Source organism: Achromobacter sp. (assembly GCF_057314935.1).
The window spans coordinates 73,133-87,327 of sequence record NZ_DBHKZA010000018.1 but is presented as its reverse complement, the minus strand read 5'-3'; the positions used below and the strand labels follow the sequence as shown (position 1 = coordinate 87,327).

Annotated in this window: 14 protein-coding genes; 4 read left to right on the top strand and 10 right to left on the bottom strand. The window is 65.5% G+C overall.

The features are described from left to right. The first annotated feature begins 172 nt into the window (after positions 1-172). The 3 genes from ACO6D5_RS09360 (at position 173) to ACO6D5_RS09350 (ending at position 2,495) form a co-directional block, all read left to right on the top strand. Entirely contained in the window at positions 173-889 is a 717-nt protein-coding gene (locus ACO6D5_RS09360; protein ID WP_315528153.1) for a tetratricopeptide repeat protein, read from the top strand. Between the two features lie 62 nt (positions 890-951). Beyond that, positions 952-1,317: a YbaN family protein gene (locus ACO6D5_RS09355; protein ID WP_202803407.1), complete on the top strand. Its 366-nt coding sequence runs from the start codon at positions 952-954 to the stop codon at positions 1,315-1,317. A 227-nt stretch (positions 1,318-1,544) separates the two neighbouring features. Then, positions 1,545-2,495: an alpha/beta hydrolase gene (locus ACO6D5_RS09350; protein WP_485825213.1), complete on the top strand. Its 951-nt coding sequence runs from the start codon at positions 1,545-1,547 to the stop codon at positions 2,493-2,495. Here the strand turns inward: ACO6D5_RS09350 and ACO6D5_RS09345 are convergent. From ACO6D5_RS09345 to ACO6D5_RS09330, 4 genes are all read right to left on the bottom strand, one after another. Further along, complete coding sequence (locus tag ACO6D5_RS09345) at positions 2,458-4,239, bottom strand: IlvD/Edd family dehydratase (protein WP_315528158.1); 1,782 nt, start codon at positions 4,237-4,239, stop codon at positions 2,458-2,460. The genes ACO6D5_RS09350 and ACO6D5_RS09345 overlap by 38 nt on opposite strands. A gap of 31 nt (positions 4,240-4,270) precedes the next feature. Then, entirely contained in the window at positions 4,271-5,287 is a 1,017-nt protein-coding gene (locus ACO6D5_RS09340; protein WP_485825212.1) for a TRAP transporter substrate-binding protein, read from the bottom strand. A gap of 30 nt (positions 5,288-5,317) precedes the next feature. Then, a complete protein-coding gene (locus ACO6D5_RS09335; protein ID WP_315528160.1) occupies positions 5,318-6,598 on the bottom strand; it encodes a TRAP transporter large permease subunit in 1,281 nt (426 codons plus the stop codon). Positions 6,599-6,661: 63 nt separating this feature from the next. Then, positions 6,662-7,204, bottom strand: a complete 543-nt coding sequence (locus tag ACO6D5_RS09330) for a TRAP transporter small permease (RefSeq protein WP_315528162.1) — start codon at positions 7,202-7,204, stop codon at positions 6,662-6,664. 131 nt (positions 7,205-7,335) lie between these two features. Here ACO6D5_RS09330 and gntR point away from each other — a divergent pair, with 131 nt between their 5' ends. After that, on the top strand, positions 7,336-8,361 hold the full coding sequence (gntR, locus tag ACO6D5_RS09325; RefSeq protein WP_485825211.1) for an HTH-type transcriptional regulator GntR: 1,026 nt from the start codon (positions 7,336-7,338) through the stop codon (positions 8,359-8,361). Between the two features lie 9 nt (positions 8,362-8,370). On the opposite strand, the gene ACO6D5_RS09320 is transcribed toward gntR, so the two are convergent. From ACO6D5_RS09320 to ACO6D5_RS09295, 6 genes are read right to left on the bottom strand one after another with little or no spacing between them, the layout of a single operon-like run. Further along, on the bottom strand, positions 8,371-9,264 hold the full coding sequence (locus ACO6D5_RS09320; protein ID WP_485825210.1) for a DMT family transporter: 894 nt from the start codon (positions 9,262-9,264) through the stop codon (positions 8,371-8,373). Positions 9,265-9,275: 11 nt separating this feature from the next. Next, on the bottom strand, positions 9,276-10,340 hold the full coding sequence (locus ACO6D5_RS09315; protein WP_485825209.1) for a histone deacetylase family protein: 1,065 nt from the start codon (positions 10,338-10,340) through the stop codon (positions 9,276-9,278). 19 nt (positions 10,341-10,359) lie between these two features. After that, a complete protein-coding gene (locus tag ACO6D5_RS09310; protein WP_315528169.1) occupies positions 10,360-10,650 on the bottom strand; it encodes a cupin domain-containing protein in 291 nt (96 codons plus the stop codon). 37 nt (positions 10,651-10,687) lie between these two features. Further along, positions 10,688-12,319, bottom strand: a complete 1,632-nt coding sequence (locus ACO6D5_RS09305) for an ABC transporter ATP-binding protein (RefSeq protein ID WP_485825208.1) — start codon at positions 12,317-12,319, stop codon at positions 10,688-10,690. 9 nt (positions 12,320-12,328) lie between these two features. Further along, positions 12,329-13,168: an ABC transporter permease gene (locus tag ACO6D5_RS09300; RefSeq protein ID WP_006226976.1), complete on the bottom strand. Its 840-nt coding sequence runs from the start codon at positions 13,166-13,168 to the stop codon at positions 12,329-12,331. Further along, positions 13,165-14,172, bottom strand: coding sequence for an ABC transporter permease (locus ACO6D5_RS09295; protein ID WP_006226975.1), 1,008 nt, complete (start codon positions 14,170-14,172; stop codon positions 13,165-13,167). Before ACO6D5_RS09295 ends, ACO6D5_RS09300 begins: the two co-directional genes overlap by 4 nt. Positions 14,173-14,195 lie beyond the last annotated feature (23 nt).

The window sequence follows — 14,195 nt, the reverse complement described above, 5'->3', positions numbered from 1 at the left end:
CGGAATGGGGAACGACCCATATATCTCCATGCGGCGCATAGACACATCAAGGCAGGTGTTGCACGGGCGCCCGATGCGCGCATTTTGCGGCGATTCCTTTGCGAAAGACGCTGCAGTCCCGGCGCCGGAATTTATCTGATATGGTCCGGATAGATTCCACACCACCCAAACCATGCATAACTTCCTGAAGGCGACACTCTTGATCCCGGGCCTGCTGTTGGCCGCCTGCGCGGTCAAGCCGCCGCCGGAAAAAGCGGCGCAGCCGCGCATTGATGAACTGCCGATGTATGGCGGCATGGATCGGGCGGCCGCCGCCGAACTGCAGGCCAGCGACAAGAAACTCATTGTCGATGCCACCCAGGCATTCGGTTCTGCCGACAAGGCTTCCAAAGCCTGGGTCTCGCAGGGTTATCGTTTCTACCAGGCGGATCAACTTGGCATGGCCATGCGCCGCTTCAATCAGGCGTGGCTGCTGAACCCAGATAATCCCGAGGTATATACGGGATTTGCGGCGGTTCTGCATGATCAGGGCAAGTATTGCCAAGCGATGAGCATGATGGATCAGGCGATCAGCCATGATCCGCCCACTTTCCAGGGAATTTATGCGGACGCCGGGCGCATCGCGGCCCGTTGCGCGGCCGAGGACAAGACCTTGCCGCCCGAGGCCCGGGTGGCGGCAACCGCCCGGTCAGATGCGTGGTACCGCAAAGGCGAAGCCGTCGAGCCGAACAAGGGCTACCTGTATTCGTCGTGGGCAACGGCCTATTACTGGCGGGGGCAATACGACCAGGCTTGGGAGATGGTCGTCAAGGCGCGCGCCGCCGGCGGTTCGCCCGGGCCGAAGTTCATGGACATGTTGCGCGCAAAAATGCCGGAACCCCGGGCGTAGTCCTTGCGTGGCGTCAACCACCCGGGTTCAAGCCCCGCATTTGCGATATTCTGCTGACCATCATGATGAAAGCTCTGTGGTTGGCGTTGGGCTGCGTGATGTTGGCATTGGGCGTCATCGGCGCGTTTTTGCCGGTCATGCCGACGACGATTTTCCTGATCCTTGCCGTGGGCTGCTTTTCGCGGTCCTCTCCGCGGCTGGAAAAGTGGCTGCTGGACAGTCCTACCTATGGACCGGCGTTGCGCACCTGGCGCGAACAGGGCGCAGTGTCGCGCAAGGGCAAGACCTATGCCTGCCTGGGCATGGCCGCCGGTTACGCGCTGTTCTGGTGGAGCGCGCATCCGTCCTGGCCGCTGGCCGTGGGCGTCGGCCTGTTTTTCATCGCCAGCGCGGCGTATGTGCTGAGCCGTCCGGCGCCCAAATCCTGATCCTTGTTTAGCGGGTATTCAGGCGAATGAGACGCGGCTGAAAGACAGGCGCAAGGCGTAACGCGCCGAAACCGTTGCGTCGGAATTCCAGTGCTGGAATCCGTGGCTTCTCTGATGTAATGGGCCGCAGCAAGGCTGTTCAAGTTGCCGCGCGTCGTTCCTGTCGCGCCATCAGCCGGCAAGGATCATTCATGGTGAACAAGCGTCGGGAACTTCTATTTGCCGCAATGTCCGGGGCGGCTTTCGGGTGGGTGAGTCCATCGTCGGCCGTGGCGGCCGGTCAATCCGCCGCCCAGGAAACGCTGGACCTTTGGCCGGGCAACCGGCCCCCTCAAGGCCGCGGGCCCGATGGGCCGGAGAAGGTCAGCGCCAAGGGGTCGGTGACACAGGTGTCCCGGCCGCGCCTGATCGTCTATCGGCCGGCCCAACCCAACGGCAGCGCCGCGCTGGTGATCGCCGGTGGGGGGTATGCGCATATCGAGCGGGGCTCGGAAAGCACGCCGACCTGCCTGTGGCTGCAGGCGCAAGGCGTGACGGCATTTGAACTGGTCTACCGGTTGCCGGGCGAGCATTGGCCGGCCGAAGCGCCGCTGCAGGACGGCCAGCGCGCCATGCGGGTGATTCGTTCGATGGCGGGGCGGTACGGCTTGGATACCGGGCGCATCGGCGTGATCGGGTTTTCGGCGGGCGGGCACTTGGCCGGCTTCACCGCGGCCACGGCGGCAGTCGCGCGGTACGCGCCGGTGGACGCGGCGGACAGCCTGTCGTCCCGGCCCGATTTCGCGGGGCTGATCTATCCGGTGCTGACCTTCATGCCGCCGTTCGACCACACGCATGCGCGCCGGGAAATCGTGGGTGAACACCCGTCTGCCGAGCAGAGCGCGGCGTTTTCAGTGGACCATTTGGTGACGGCGCAAATGCCGCCCGTATTCCTGGCGCAGGCGCAGGACGATCCGATTTCGCCCGTGGACAACAGCCTGCTGATGTTCAGTGCGTTGCGCGCGGTGGGCGTGCCGACCGAGATGCATATCTTTCCTCAAGGTAGGCACGGCTGGGGCATGGGCAAGCCCGGCACGCTGGTGCATGCGTGGCCGGACTTGTTCACCGAATGGGCTGCGTTCAACGGGTTTTTCAAGCCACTCAGTGCGAATGCCGGGGATCGCCCCGCGTCTCAATGACCTTCAGATAAAGCGTCGCGGGTTCCAGGCAGCCTCCCGTCGACAGCTGGCCGACCAGTTGCCGATACAGTTCTTGCCACGGGGTTTGCGAGGGCGGAGCCTGGTAGCCAGGTTCCTGTTTGCGCCTGGCCATTTCCGCATCGTCCACCAAGGCGGTCACGCTGCGTTGATTCAGGTCGACGCGGATCTTGTCGCCGGTGCGCAGCAGTGCCAAGCCGCCGCCGACGGCGGCTTCGGGCGACATATTCAGGATGGACGGGCTGGCCGAGGTGCCGCTTTGCCGGCCGTCGCCCAGGCAGGGCAGGGATTCGATGCCCCGCTTGATCAGGTGCGAGGGCGGCGCCATGTTGACGACCTCGGCGCTGCCCGGGTACCCCACGGTGCCCGCGCCGCGGATGACCAGGATGCAGTGCTCGTCGATGTTCAACGCGGGGTCTTCAATGCGGGCGTGGTAGTCCTCGGGGCCTTCGAACACGATGGCGCGGGCTTCGAAAGCGTTCTCCGACCCAGGCTCGGACAGGTAGGCGCGGCGGAACGCTTCGCCCACGACAGACATCTTGATGATGGCGCTGTCGAAGAAATTGCCCGACAGCACGATGAAGCCTGCGCGATGTTTCAGCGGCGCGGCGCAGCTGTGGATGACGTCCGCGTCGTGGGTCTTGGCGGCTGCGGCGATATCGCCGATGGTCTTGCCGGACACCGTGGGGCAGTCGGCGTGCAGACGTCCGGCGACCAGCAATTCATGCATGACGGCAGGTACGCCGCCCGCCCGGTGAAAGCCTTCGCCGAGGTATTCGCCGGCTGGTACGCAATTGACCAGCAACGGCACGTCTTCGCCCAAACGCTGCCAGTCGTCCAGGCTCAGGTCGATGCCGGCATGACGGGCCATCGCGATGAGATGGGGCGGGCAGTTGGTGGAGGCGCCCAGCGCGGAGGCGACGACGATGGCGTTCTCGAACGCCTCCCGGGTCAGGATGTGGGAAGGACGCAGGTCTTCACGCACCATGTCGCAGATGCGCATGCCGGTGGCGTAGGCCATCTGGGCGCGTTCGCGGTAGGGCGCGGGGATGCTGGCGCAGGTGGGCAGCGACATGCCCAGCGCTTCAGCCAGCGAATTCATCGACAGCGCCGTGCCCATGGTGTTGCAGTGGCCGACGGAGGGCGAGGACGCGGTGGCCAGCGTCATGAAGCCTTCGTAGTCCAGCTTGCCGGCCGCCATCAGGTTGCGCGCATGCCAGATGACCGTGCCGGAACCCACGCGCTGGCCGTCGTGCCAGCCGTCCAGCATGGGGCCGCCCGACAGGACGATGGCGGGCAGGTCGACGGTGGCGGCCGCCATCAGGCAGGCGGGCGTGGTCTTGTCGCAGCCGGTCGTCAGCACCACGCCGTCCAAGGGATAACCGTGCAGGATCTCGACCAGGCCCAGATAGGCCAGGTTGCGGTCCAGCGCGGCCGTGGGCCGCCGGCCTTGCTCGGCCAAGGGATGCACGGGGAACTCCATCGGGATGCCGCCCGCGTCCCGGATGCCCGCCTTGATGCGCTCGGCAAGCGCCAGGTGATGGCGGTTGCAGGGCGCCAGGTCGCTGCCTGTCTGGGCGATGCCGATGATCGGCCGTCCGGATTGCAGCTCTTGCCGCGTCAGGCCGTAATTGAGATAGCGCTCGACGTAGATCGCCGTCATATCGGCGTGCGCGGGGTCGTCGAACCATTTCTGGCTACGCAACTTGCGGGGTGTCTGAGACATGGGGGGCTCGCTTCGCTTCGGTGGCAGGGCGCTAGTTGCGCGCCTTCTGGATCTCGTCATTGAGCTGCTTGATGAGCTCGGGCCCGAGTTCCTGCGTGTACTTGTCCACCACGGGCTGCACCTTCTGCCGCATGCGGGTCACTTCTTCGGGGCTGATCGTATTGATCTTCATGCCGGCGTCTTCAAGCGTCTTCATGGCCTTGGCGGAATCGGCCCGGCTGTCCTGGCGCTCGAAATCGCGCGACGCTGCGGCGGCCTGGCGGATCAGCTTCTGCTCGTCCGGCGACAGGGTGTCCCACCACTTTTTGGAGGCCAGCACCACCCAGGGCGTGTAGACGTGGCGCGAGATCGTCAAATAGGGCTGCACTTCGTAGAACTTGCTGCTCTGGATAGTGGTGATCGGGTTTTCCTGGCCATCGACAGTGCGGGTTTCCAGCGCGGTGAACAGTTCGGAAAACGGCATGGGGACGGCGTTTGCGCCCAGCGTATTGAAGACGCCAAGCGCAATCTGGTTCTGCATGACGCGCAGCTTGATGCCTTGCATGTCTTCGGCGCGGCTGATGGGGCGCTTGGAATTCGTCATGTTGCGAAAGCCGTTCTCCCAATAGACCAGGCCGACCAGGCCTCGGGCTTCCAGCTTCTTCAGCAGGTCCTGGCCCAACTGCCCGTCCAGCACCGCGTCGGCTTCCTTTTCGCTGTTGAACAGGAAGGGCAGGTCGAATACGCCGAATTCCTTGACCATCCCCGCCAGCGGCGCGGTGGAACCGACCATCATTTCCTGGGCGCCGCCGGCCAGCGCGCCTTGCATCTGTTCGTCCGACCCCAGGTTGGCCGAGCCGAAGGTCTTCATCTTGAGCTTTCCGCCGCTGACTTTCTCCAGTTCCTGCGCCAGGAAGCGCGCGGCGCGGCCCTGGACGCTTTCTTCGTTCAGGCCATAGCCAAAGCGGATGAGGCGGGGCTTGACGTCCGCCGCGGCGGCCACGCCGGCGACCGCACAGGACAGCGCGGTCGCCAGCACGAGTAGACGGGTTTTGAATCGGGTGATCATGGTGCTCCTCCTTGGGGTTTCTCTATGCCGTTAGTGCATCCAACGTGCGGGTACGGTGATCAGTTCAGGGAAGATCACCAGCAGGACCAGCAAGGCCGTGTAGGCCACCACGTAGCGCCACACGCCCCTGCAGATGGTTTCCATATTGATGCGGGCCACGCCGCAGACCACGTTGAGCACCGTGCCTACCGGCGGGGTCAACAGCCCCACGCTGCCCACCATCACGAACATGACGCCGAAATAGACGGGGTCGATGCCCGCCTTGGTGACGACGGGCATCAGCACCGGGCCCAGGATCAGGATGGTGGGCGTCAGGTCCATGACCGTGCCCACCAGCGTCAACAGGATCAGCAAGGCGAACATCAGGAGCTTGGGCTGGTCCATCACCGGTTCCAGCAGGGCGATCAGGTCCTGCGGCATGTCGGCCAGCGTGATCATGTAGGACGAGACCATCGCGGCGGCCACCAGGAACATGACGACGGCCGTGGTGCGCGCGGCGTTGACGAACAGCTGGGCCAGGTCGCGCACGCCGATCTCGCGATAGACAAACAGGCTGACCAGCAGGGCATAGACCGCGGCCACCACCGCGGCTTCCGTGGGCGTGAAGATGCCGCCGCGCAAGCCGCCGATGATGATCACAGGCAACATCAGCGCCCACAGCGATTCGCGGAACGCCTTCAGGCGGCTGCGCCACGGCACGCGCGGCGACGGTTTGATGCTGCCGTGCTTGCGCGCCACCCAGGCCCAGACGGCGATCAGCGTCAGGCCCATCATCAGCCCGGGGGCGATGCCCGCGAAGAACAGCTTGGTGATCGACACGTTGGTCGCCACGCCGAAAATGATGAACGAGATCGACGGCGGGATAATGGGCGCGATGATGCCGCCGGCGGCGATCAGCCCCGATGCCTGGCCGGCGTCATAGCCCTTTTCGCGCAGCATGGGGATCAGCAGCGATCCCAGCGCGGCGGCATCAGCAACGGCCGAGCCCGACAGCGAGGCCAGCAGCACGCTGGCGAAGATGGCCACATAGCCCAGGCCGCCCTGGATATGGCCGACGAACGCGTTGGCCAGGTTGACGATGCGGCGCGAAATGCCGCCGGCGTTCATCAGTTCGCCCGCCAGCATGAACAGCGGCACGGCCATCAAGGTGAAGCTGTTGGCGCCTGACAGCATGTTCTGCGCCAGGATCTGGGTATCGAAAAAATCCAGCTGGAACATCATGGCCAGCGCGCTGAGCAGCAAGGCGAACGCAATCGGCATGCCCAGGGCGATCAGGCCCAGCAGTACAAGCAGGAAGACGGTCAGGATCATTGCGAGTGTCCGGGCGGGAGGGGGAGAGGGGCGGCGCCGTGTCTGGCCAGCGGATGCGGGGCGTCAGACCAACGGGTCTTCAGGGCTGGATTCCGCCGGCAAGGGGCCCCCCGTCAGCACCCGGACCAGGTCGATTACCGTCAAGATGCCCATGGCCACCGCCGCGTAGAGCGCCGCCGAGTTGAATACCGCCAGGCGCATGCCCGTGACGGGCAGCACGGTGTCCATGCCGATGACGGTCTGCACCCAGCTGCCTTCTGCCATCAGCCACAGCACCCACAGCACCAGCAGTTGGCAGAACACGTGGGACACGCGGCGCGCCGCGGGCCCGAAGCGCTCCACCAGCATCGTGACGCCGATGTGCTGGTGTTCGCGCAGCGCGATCACCGAGCCCAGGAAGATCATCCAGACGAACGCCAGTCGGGAGACTTCGTCTGATGCATTGATGCCGGAATTGAACAGATAGCGCAGGGCTACGTTGCCGAACAGCAGCACGACCATGACGACCAGACAGGCCACCATCAGCCAGGTCTGCAAGGCGAAACACCAGTCGGCGGCGCGGGCCAAAGGCGTGCCGCCTGGCCGGCCCGAAGGGCGAGCTTGCATTGTTGTCTCCTATCCGTTTCCCGGAATTTTCTGGATTATGCTTTCGGTGATGTTAGCGCTAACATTTTCGGTTTGGCAACCCCCCGTTTTTTGCGTCAGACTACGCGCTTCCGACTCCATCGCGAGGGCCAATGTCCGTCCGTAAACGCCGAAGCACCCGCGCCGGGCGCGTCACCATGCAGGATGTCGCGCGCCGCGTCGGCGTCAGCGCCATTACCGTGTCGCGCGCGCTGCGCACGCCGGACAAGGTGGCGGAAGCGCTGCGCCAGCGCATCGCCCGGGTGTGCCAGGAGCTGGGCTACGTGCCGAATCACGCCGCCAGCGCCCTGGCGTCGGCGCGTTCGCAAACCGTCGTGGCGCTGATTCCGTCGCTGAGCAATGTGGTGTTCGTGGACATCATCACGGGGATCAAGGACGTGCTGGACCGCCACGGTTATCACATGCTGATCGGCGTCACGGGCTACTCGCCCGACGAGGAGGAGGCGCTGTTGCGGAAGTACCTGCAGCATTCGCCGGACGGGTTGATCCTGACAGGCATCGACCACAACCCGGGCGTATGGGACCTGCTGCGGGCGCAACAGATCCCGACGGTGCACACGATCGAAACCCTGCCGGCCGGTGAAGACATGAGCGTGGGCTTTTCGCAATTCGACTCCGGGTACGCGGCGGCCCGTCACCTGCTCGAGCGCGGCCACCGCCGCGTCGGCATCGTCGGCGCGCAACTGGATCCGCGGTCGCTGCGCCGTTGCGAAGGCGCGCGGCAGGCATTGCGGGATGCGGGCTGCCATGACCCGGCGCTTGAAATCATGACGCCCGAAAAATCGTCCATCAGTCTGGGGGCGTCGTTGCTGCAAGACCTGCGCGATCGTCATCCCGAATGCGACGCGGTTTTTTTCTGCAATGACGACCTGGCGCAGGGTGCGGTGTTCCAGTGCGGACGCCTGGGCGTGAGCGTGCCGGGCCAGATGGCCATCATCGGTTTCCATGACCTGGCCGGCACGGCCTGGACGACGCCGCCCTTGTCGACGATCGCCACGCCGCGCTACGAGATCGGCGCGGCGGCCGCAGGCCTGCTGATGCGGCATCTGGCGGGCGACGAGGTCGCCGAGCGCCATGTGGACCTGGGCTTTACGCTGGTGCAGCGCGAAACCAGCTAAGCCCCGCGTTCAAGCGGCGCGGCGCATGGCAAGGAAGACGCCGGCGGCCATGATCAGCGCCATGCCTGCCAGGGCCAGGCTATCGGGCGGACGCTGGAACCAGAAGGTGCTGAACAGCACTGCCAGCAGCAGCTGGAAGTAGTTCAGCGGGGCCAGCGTGGCGGCCGACACGCGTTGGAACGCGGCGATCAGCAAGATCTGCGCCAAGCCGCTGCATGCGCCCAGGGCGATGATCAGCAGCGCGTCGGTCAGGCCCGGCCACGGGTCGGGCAGGAAGAACGGGGCGGGCAGCGCGGTGACGATCAGGCAGATGATCGCCGTGTACGCATATTGCACCGGACCGGCGACCTTGCCCGACAGCTTGCGCGTCAGCACCTGGAAGATGGCGTAGCTGACGGCGGACACCGCCATCAGCACGGTGCCTAGCAGCGGCAAGTCCGAACCGGGCCGCACGATCAGCAGCATGCCCGCAAACCCGGCCGCTACCGCTGCCCACTGCACGGGACGCACGCGCTCGCCCAGCAGCCAGGGCGACAGCGCCACCATGATCAGCGGCGACGTGAAATAGATGGCCGTGGCCTCGGACAGCGGCATCCAGATCAGCGCGGTCATGAAGCACGAGGCCACGGTCGCCAACATGATCCCGCGCAGCACCAGCAACGGTTTTTCCGGCGCATCGCGCAGGCGCATGCCACGGCCCTGCCGGAAAAGCATCACCATCGCCAGGACGATCACCGCCAGATACCGCGTCACATTCAGGAAGGGAGCGGGGTAGCGCTCCAGCATGTGCTTGGATCCGGCGTCGAAGGTGGCGAACGCCACCAGCGCGGCGAAGAACAACAGGATGCCGGCGTTGCGGGAGGAGGAAGACGCGGGCAGGACGGCTGTGGGCGTGGCGGACATGTCAGAAGGCGTCAGGCGCCGGCGTGCCCCATGCCTTGCAGGAACGCGTCCAACGCCGGGCCGATCGCCTGCACCATGTAGCCGCCTTCCTGCACGACGACGGTGGGCACGCCCAGGCTGGCGACGCGCGCGCCGATGTCGCGGTAGGCGCCGATGTCCAGCTTCAGGACGCTGATGGGGTCGTCCTTATACGTGTCGAAACCCAAGGCCAGCACCAGTGCTTCGGGCGCGTAGCCACCCAGCGCCGTCAATGCCGTGTCCAGCGCGGCCAGGAAGGGATCGTTGCCTGAACCGTGCGGCAGTGGCAGGTTCAGGTTATAGCCTTCGCCCTGGCCTTGCCCGCGTTCTTCCGCATAGCCCGTGTAGAACGGGTAATAGGCGCTGGGGTCCGCATGCAGCGACACGGTCATCACATCCGACCGTTGGTAGAAGATGTTCTGGGTGCCGTCGCCGTGGTGCGCGTCCACATCCAGAACCGCCACTTTGGACCAGGTTTGCAGCAAGCGGCTGGCCGCTGCGGCGCTGCTGTTCAGATAGCAGAAACCGCCGGCGCGGTCGCGATGCGCATGATGGCCCGATGGGCGGCACAGGGCGTAGGCCATGCCGCCGGTGCTGGCCACGTGATCGGCGGCGGCCACGGCGCTATGCGTGGAGCGCAGCGCCGAACGCCAGGTCTGGGGGCCGATGGGGCACGACAGGTCGCTCAGGTAGTAGCCCGTCTGCGCCACGATGGACGGTGACGGGCAAGGGCCGCGGCCCGCCTGTTCGATGCGGCCGTTGTAGTACGGCGACAGGTTGGGCAGCACTTCCGGGCCCGGATCCACGCCGGGCGTCTTGAGCGACTGCCAGCGGGCGTACGCGGTTTCCAGGTAGTTAAGGTAGTCGGCGCTGTGGATGCTTTCCAACGGCTTGCGGCCGTAGTCGGCAGGTGCTTCGACCTTAATTCCCCTGGCCGCCAGGGCACCTTGCAGGCTTTCGGCCCGTGACGGCAGGTCGGTGGGCGCGCTCAGGCGGCCCAGCCGCATGAACTGCTGCGGGGTGTGCAGCAATTGCTCTTCCGAAAAAAACGCCTTCATGATGGTCCTCGCTGACGCGTCAAGCCTGCTTGATTTCGATTTCGACGAAAACGAATTCGGTTTCGCTGGGGTTGATGACGTTGTGCTCGACGCCAACGGGCCGATAGTAGGCGACGCCGGTGGTGAGCTGGCTGGTGATCTGGCCGTCGGGTGTGTCCAGCAGCAGCGGGCCGGTGGTTTGCGGCACCACCACGTAGTTCATGCCGTGGCGGTGCCAACCGGTTTCCCCGCCCGGCGGAAAGCGCCATTCGGTGACGGTGACCATGTCGTTGTCGATCTGCACGGTGGGGACGGCGGCGGGGCGTTGCACGTGGGTATCTCCTGGTGTTGTCATCGGGTTCGGGGGATCAGGCCATTGTCGCCTGGGTCGGGTCCCAGTGCTGGCCGGGCACCGCGGCGATCAATTGCCGCGTGTAGGCGTGTTGCGGATTGTCGAAGATCTGCGCGGGCGAGCCGTACTCGACCACTTTTCCGCGGTGCATGACCAGCACGGCATTGCAGATCTGGGCGGCGACGCGCAGATCGTGGGTGATGAATACCAGTGCGATCTTCAGGCGTTGCTGCAGATCATGCAGCAGTTGCAGCACCTGGGCCTGCACGGACACGTCCAGCGCCGATACGGATTCGTCCGCCACCAGCACCTTGGGCTCAAGCGCCAGGGCGCGCGCGATGCCGATGCGCTGCCGCTGGCCGCCGGAGAACTGGTTGGGATAGCGGTCGAACGCCGACGGGTCCAGCCCCACCAGCGACAGCAGTTCGCGCACGCGGGCTTCGGCTTGCGCTCGCGGCACGCCGTTGGCGACGGGGCCGTCGCTGATGATGCGCCCGACGGTATGGCGGGGGTTGAGTGACGCGAACGGGTCCTGGAAGATCATCTGGATGTCGTGGCGCATGGGCCGAAAGCGCGACTCCGACATCGTGGCGATGTCTTGCCCGTTGAAGATCAGCTGGCCGCCGTTGATGCCCACCAGTTTCAGCAGGCATTTGCCGATGGTGGATTTGCCCGACCCGGATTCCCCAACGATGCCGAGCGTCTCGCCGCGCCGCACGGCGAAGCTCACGCCATCCACCGCATGCACTTCGCGCTTGCCGCCAAGCCAGCCATGGCCGATCACGTAGGTCTTCTTCAGGTCCTTGACTTCCAGCACCGGCTTGTCGTCTGCGGTGGCGGCGCGCTCTTCGCCGCGCCGGTGCGGCACGGCCGCGATCAGGCGCTGGGTGTAGGGGTGGCGGGGGCGGTTGAGCACGTCGGCGGCGGGGCCTTGCTCCACCAGCACGCCCTTTTCCATGACGGCGACGCGGTGGGCGATTTCGGCCACCACGCCGAAGTCATGCGTGACGAACATCACGCCCATGCCTTTTTCCTTCTGGATACGGGCAATCAGCGCCAGGATCTGCGCCTGGGTGGTGACGTCCAGGGCGGTGGTCGGCTCGTCGGCGATCAGCAGCGCCGGTTCCAGCGCCAACGCCATCGCGATCATCACGCGTTGCCGCTGGCCGCCGGACAGGCGGAAGGGATAGACGTGATAAAGCGTGGCCGGGTCCGGCAGGCCCACGAAGGCCAGCAGCTCCAGCGTGCGCTGCAAGCGTTCGGCGCCCGGGTAGGCATTGTGCACGCGCATGACTTCGCTGATCTGGTCGCCCACGGTCATCAGCGGGTTCAGGGCCGACAGCGGCTCCTGGAAGATCATCGCCATGTCTTTGCCGCGCATGGCCTGCAGCGTGGCTTCGTCTTGCTGCAGCAGGTCTTTGCCCCGGAACAGGATGCGGCCTTGCTGCGGCGTCAGGTAGTCGGGCAAGAGGCCCATGATGGCGTTGGCGCTCATGGATTTGCCGGAACCGGACTCCCCGACGATGCACAGGATCTCTCCGGCGCGGATGTCGTAGGAAACGTCCTGTACGGCAAAGGGGCGGTCGCCGCCGCGGGGCAGGGCGATGCTCAAGTTCTGGATGGACAACAGGGGTGTGGCTTCGGTCATGTCGGCCTCCTATTCGCCGCGCTTGCGCAGCTGCGGGTTGAGGGCGTCGTTCAAGCCTTCGCCGATCAGGTTGATGGCCAGGACCGTCAGCAGGATCGCCACGCCGGGCCAGACACTCATCCACCACGCTTCGCGGATCATCGTGCGCGCGGCGCCGATCATGAAACCCCAGCTCATCAGGTTGCGGTCGCCCAGCCCCAGGAACGACAGCGACGACTCCGTCAGGATGGCGGTCGCCACCATGAACGACGCCGACACGATGATGGGCGACATGGCGTTGGGCAGGATCTGGGTGCTGACGATGCGCGCCGGCGTCTGGCCAATGACGATGGCCGCCTGCACGAACTCGCGCTGCTTGAGCGTCATGAATTCCGAGCGCACCAGGCGCGCGGCCGGCGGCCACGACACGATGGCGATGGCCCCCATGATGGAATAGACGGACGGGCTCAGGATGGCCACCAGCACCACCGCCATCGCCAGTTGCGGAATGGTCTGGAAGAATTCGGTGAAACGCATCAGCGCATCGTCGACACGGCCGCCGCAGTAGCCCGCGACCGACCCCACCAGGATCCCGAAGAGCAGCGCCACGGCCGTCGACAAGAGGCCCACCATCAGCGACACCCGGGCGCCCCAGACCAGGCCGGCCGTGATGTCGCGGCCCAGCATGTCGGTACCGAAGGGATAGTCGGCGTTGGTGAAGGGCGGGATCAGCGGGTCCGCTACCATCATCCAGGGGGATTCCTCATACAGCAGCGGGGCGGCCAGCGCCACGACGACCACGATCAGCATGATGATCAGGCCGGCCACCGCGCCGTAGTTGCGCATGTACCGTTGGGCGAATGACTTCATGCGGCGGCTCCTTGCTGCGCACCGGCGCCGATGCGGGGATCGATCAGGCGGTACAGCACGTCGGTCAGCAGGTTGAACACCACCACCATGATGGAAGTGACGAGAAAAATGCCCAGCAGCAGCTGGTAGTCGCGTTGCAGCAGGGCATCGAACATCAGGCGGCCGATGCCGGGCCAGGCGAACACGGTTTCGGTCAGCACCGCGCCGCCGGCCATCTGGCCCAGCTGGATGCCGGCGAAGGTGATGACGGGCAGCAGCGCGTTGCGCAGCACGTGGGTACGGATCACGCGGCTGGGGCTGACGCCCTTGGCGCGCGCCGTCTTCACGAAGTCCATCCCGATGACTTCCAGCATGGACGCGCGTGTCAGCCGCACGTAGACGGCCATGAAGAAGCAGCCCAGGGTGATCGTGGGCAGGACCAGGTGCTGGGCGATGTCCGCCGCGCGCGCCAGGCCGGTCAGCCCGGACCCCACGGTTTCCATGCCGAAGGCGGGCAACCAGCCCAGCACGACGGAAAACAGCAGGATGCCCATCAGCGACAGCCAGAACAGCGGCGTGGCGTACAGCAACAGCGCGCCGGTCATGACCGAGCTGTCGATCCAGCGGCGCTTGTTGCGATAGCGGGCCTTGGCGGCGACAACGCCCAGGAACACGCCCAGCACGATCGAGAACACGAAGGCGCAGGACATCAGCAGGAAGGTCGCCGGCAGGCGCTCCACGATCAAGTCGAGCACGGGCACGTGGTTGCGGTAGGAAAAGCCCAGGTCCAGCTGGACCACGCCCTTCAGGTACAGCATCAGTTGCGTCAGGATCGGCTTGTCCAGGCCAAAGGCCACGCGCAACTGGTCCACGTAGGCGGCGTCGCCTGCGCCGGCCTGGCCGGCCAGCACGGCGGCGGGATCGCCGGGCGCCAGGCGGATCAGGAAGAAATTGATGATCACCACGCCCAGCACGACCACCAGGGCCTTGCCGATGCGGGACACAAGAAAAGACAGGAATTTCATGCTCTGGGTCCTCTCTGGACGGG

What these genes read in the sequence shown, in the direction of transcription:
- ACO6D5_RS09360 (WP_315528153.1), top strand. Translation starts at nt 173, where the DNA reads ATGCATAACTTCCTGAAGGCGACACTCTTGATCCCGGGCCTGCTGTTG.
- ACO6D5_RS09355 (WP_202803407.1), top strand. Translation starts at nt 952, where the DNA reads ATGATGAAAGCTCTGTGGTTGGCGTTGGGCTGCGTGATGTTGGCATTG.
- ACO6D5_RS09350 (WP_485825213.1), top strand. Translation starts at nt 1,545, where the DNA reads ATGTCCGGGGCGGCTTTCGGGTGGGTGAGTCCATCGTCGGCCGTGGCG.
- ACO6D5_RS09345 (WP_315528158.1), bottom strand. Translation starts at nt 4,239, where the DNA reads ATGTCTCAGACACCCCGCAAGTTGCGTAGCCAGAAATGGTTCGACGAC.
- ACO6D5_RS09340 (WP_485825212.1), bottom strand. Translation starts at nt 5,287, where the DNA reads ATGATCACCCGATTCAAAACCCGTCTACTCGTGCTGGCGACCGCGCTG.
- ACO6D5_RS09335 (WP_315528160.1), bottom strand. Translation starts at nt 6,598, where the DNA reads ATGATCCTGACCGTCTTCCTGCTTGTACTGCTGGGCCTGATCGCCCTG.
- ACO6D5_RS09330 (WP_315528162.1), bottom strand. Translation starts at nt 7,204, where the DNA reads ATGCAAGCTCGCCCTTCGGGCCGGCCAGGCGGCACGCCTTTGGCCCGC.
- gntR (WP_485825211.1), top strand. Translation starts at nt 7,336, where the DNA reads ATGTCCGTCCGTAAACGCCGAAGCACCCGCGCCGGGCGCGTCACCATG.
- ACO6D5_RS09320 (WP_485825210.1), bottom strand. Translation starts at nt 9,264, where the DNA reads ATGTCCGCCACGCCCACAGCCGTCCTGCCCGCGTCTTCCTCCTCCCGC.
- ACO6D5_RS09315 (WP_485825209.1), bottom strand. Translation starts at nt 10,340, where the DNA reads ATGAAGGCGTTTTTTTCGGAAGAGCAATTGCTGCACACCCCGCAGCAG.
- ACO6D5_RS09305 (WP_485825208.1), bottom strand. Translation starts at nt 12,319, where the DNA reads ATGACCGAAGCCACACCCCTGTTGTCCATCCAGAACTTGAGCATCGCC.
- ACO6D5_RS09300 (WP_006226976.1), bottom strand. Translation starts at nt 13,168, where the DNA reads ATGAAGTCATTCGCCCAACGGTACATGCGCAACTACGGCGCGGTGGCC.
- ACO6D5_RS09295 (WP_006226975.1), bottom strand. Translation starts at nt 14,172, where the DNA reads ATGAAATTCCTGTCTTTTCTTGTGTCCCGCATCGGCAAGGCCCTGGTG.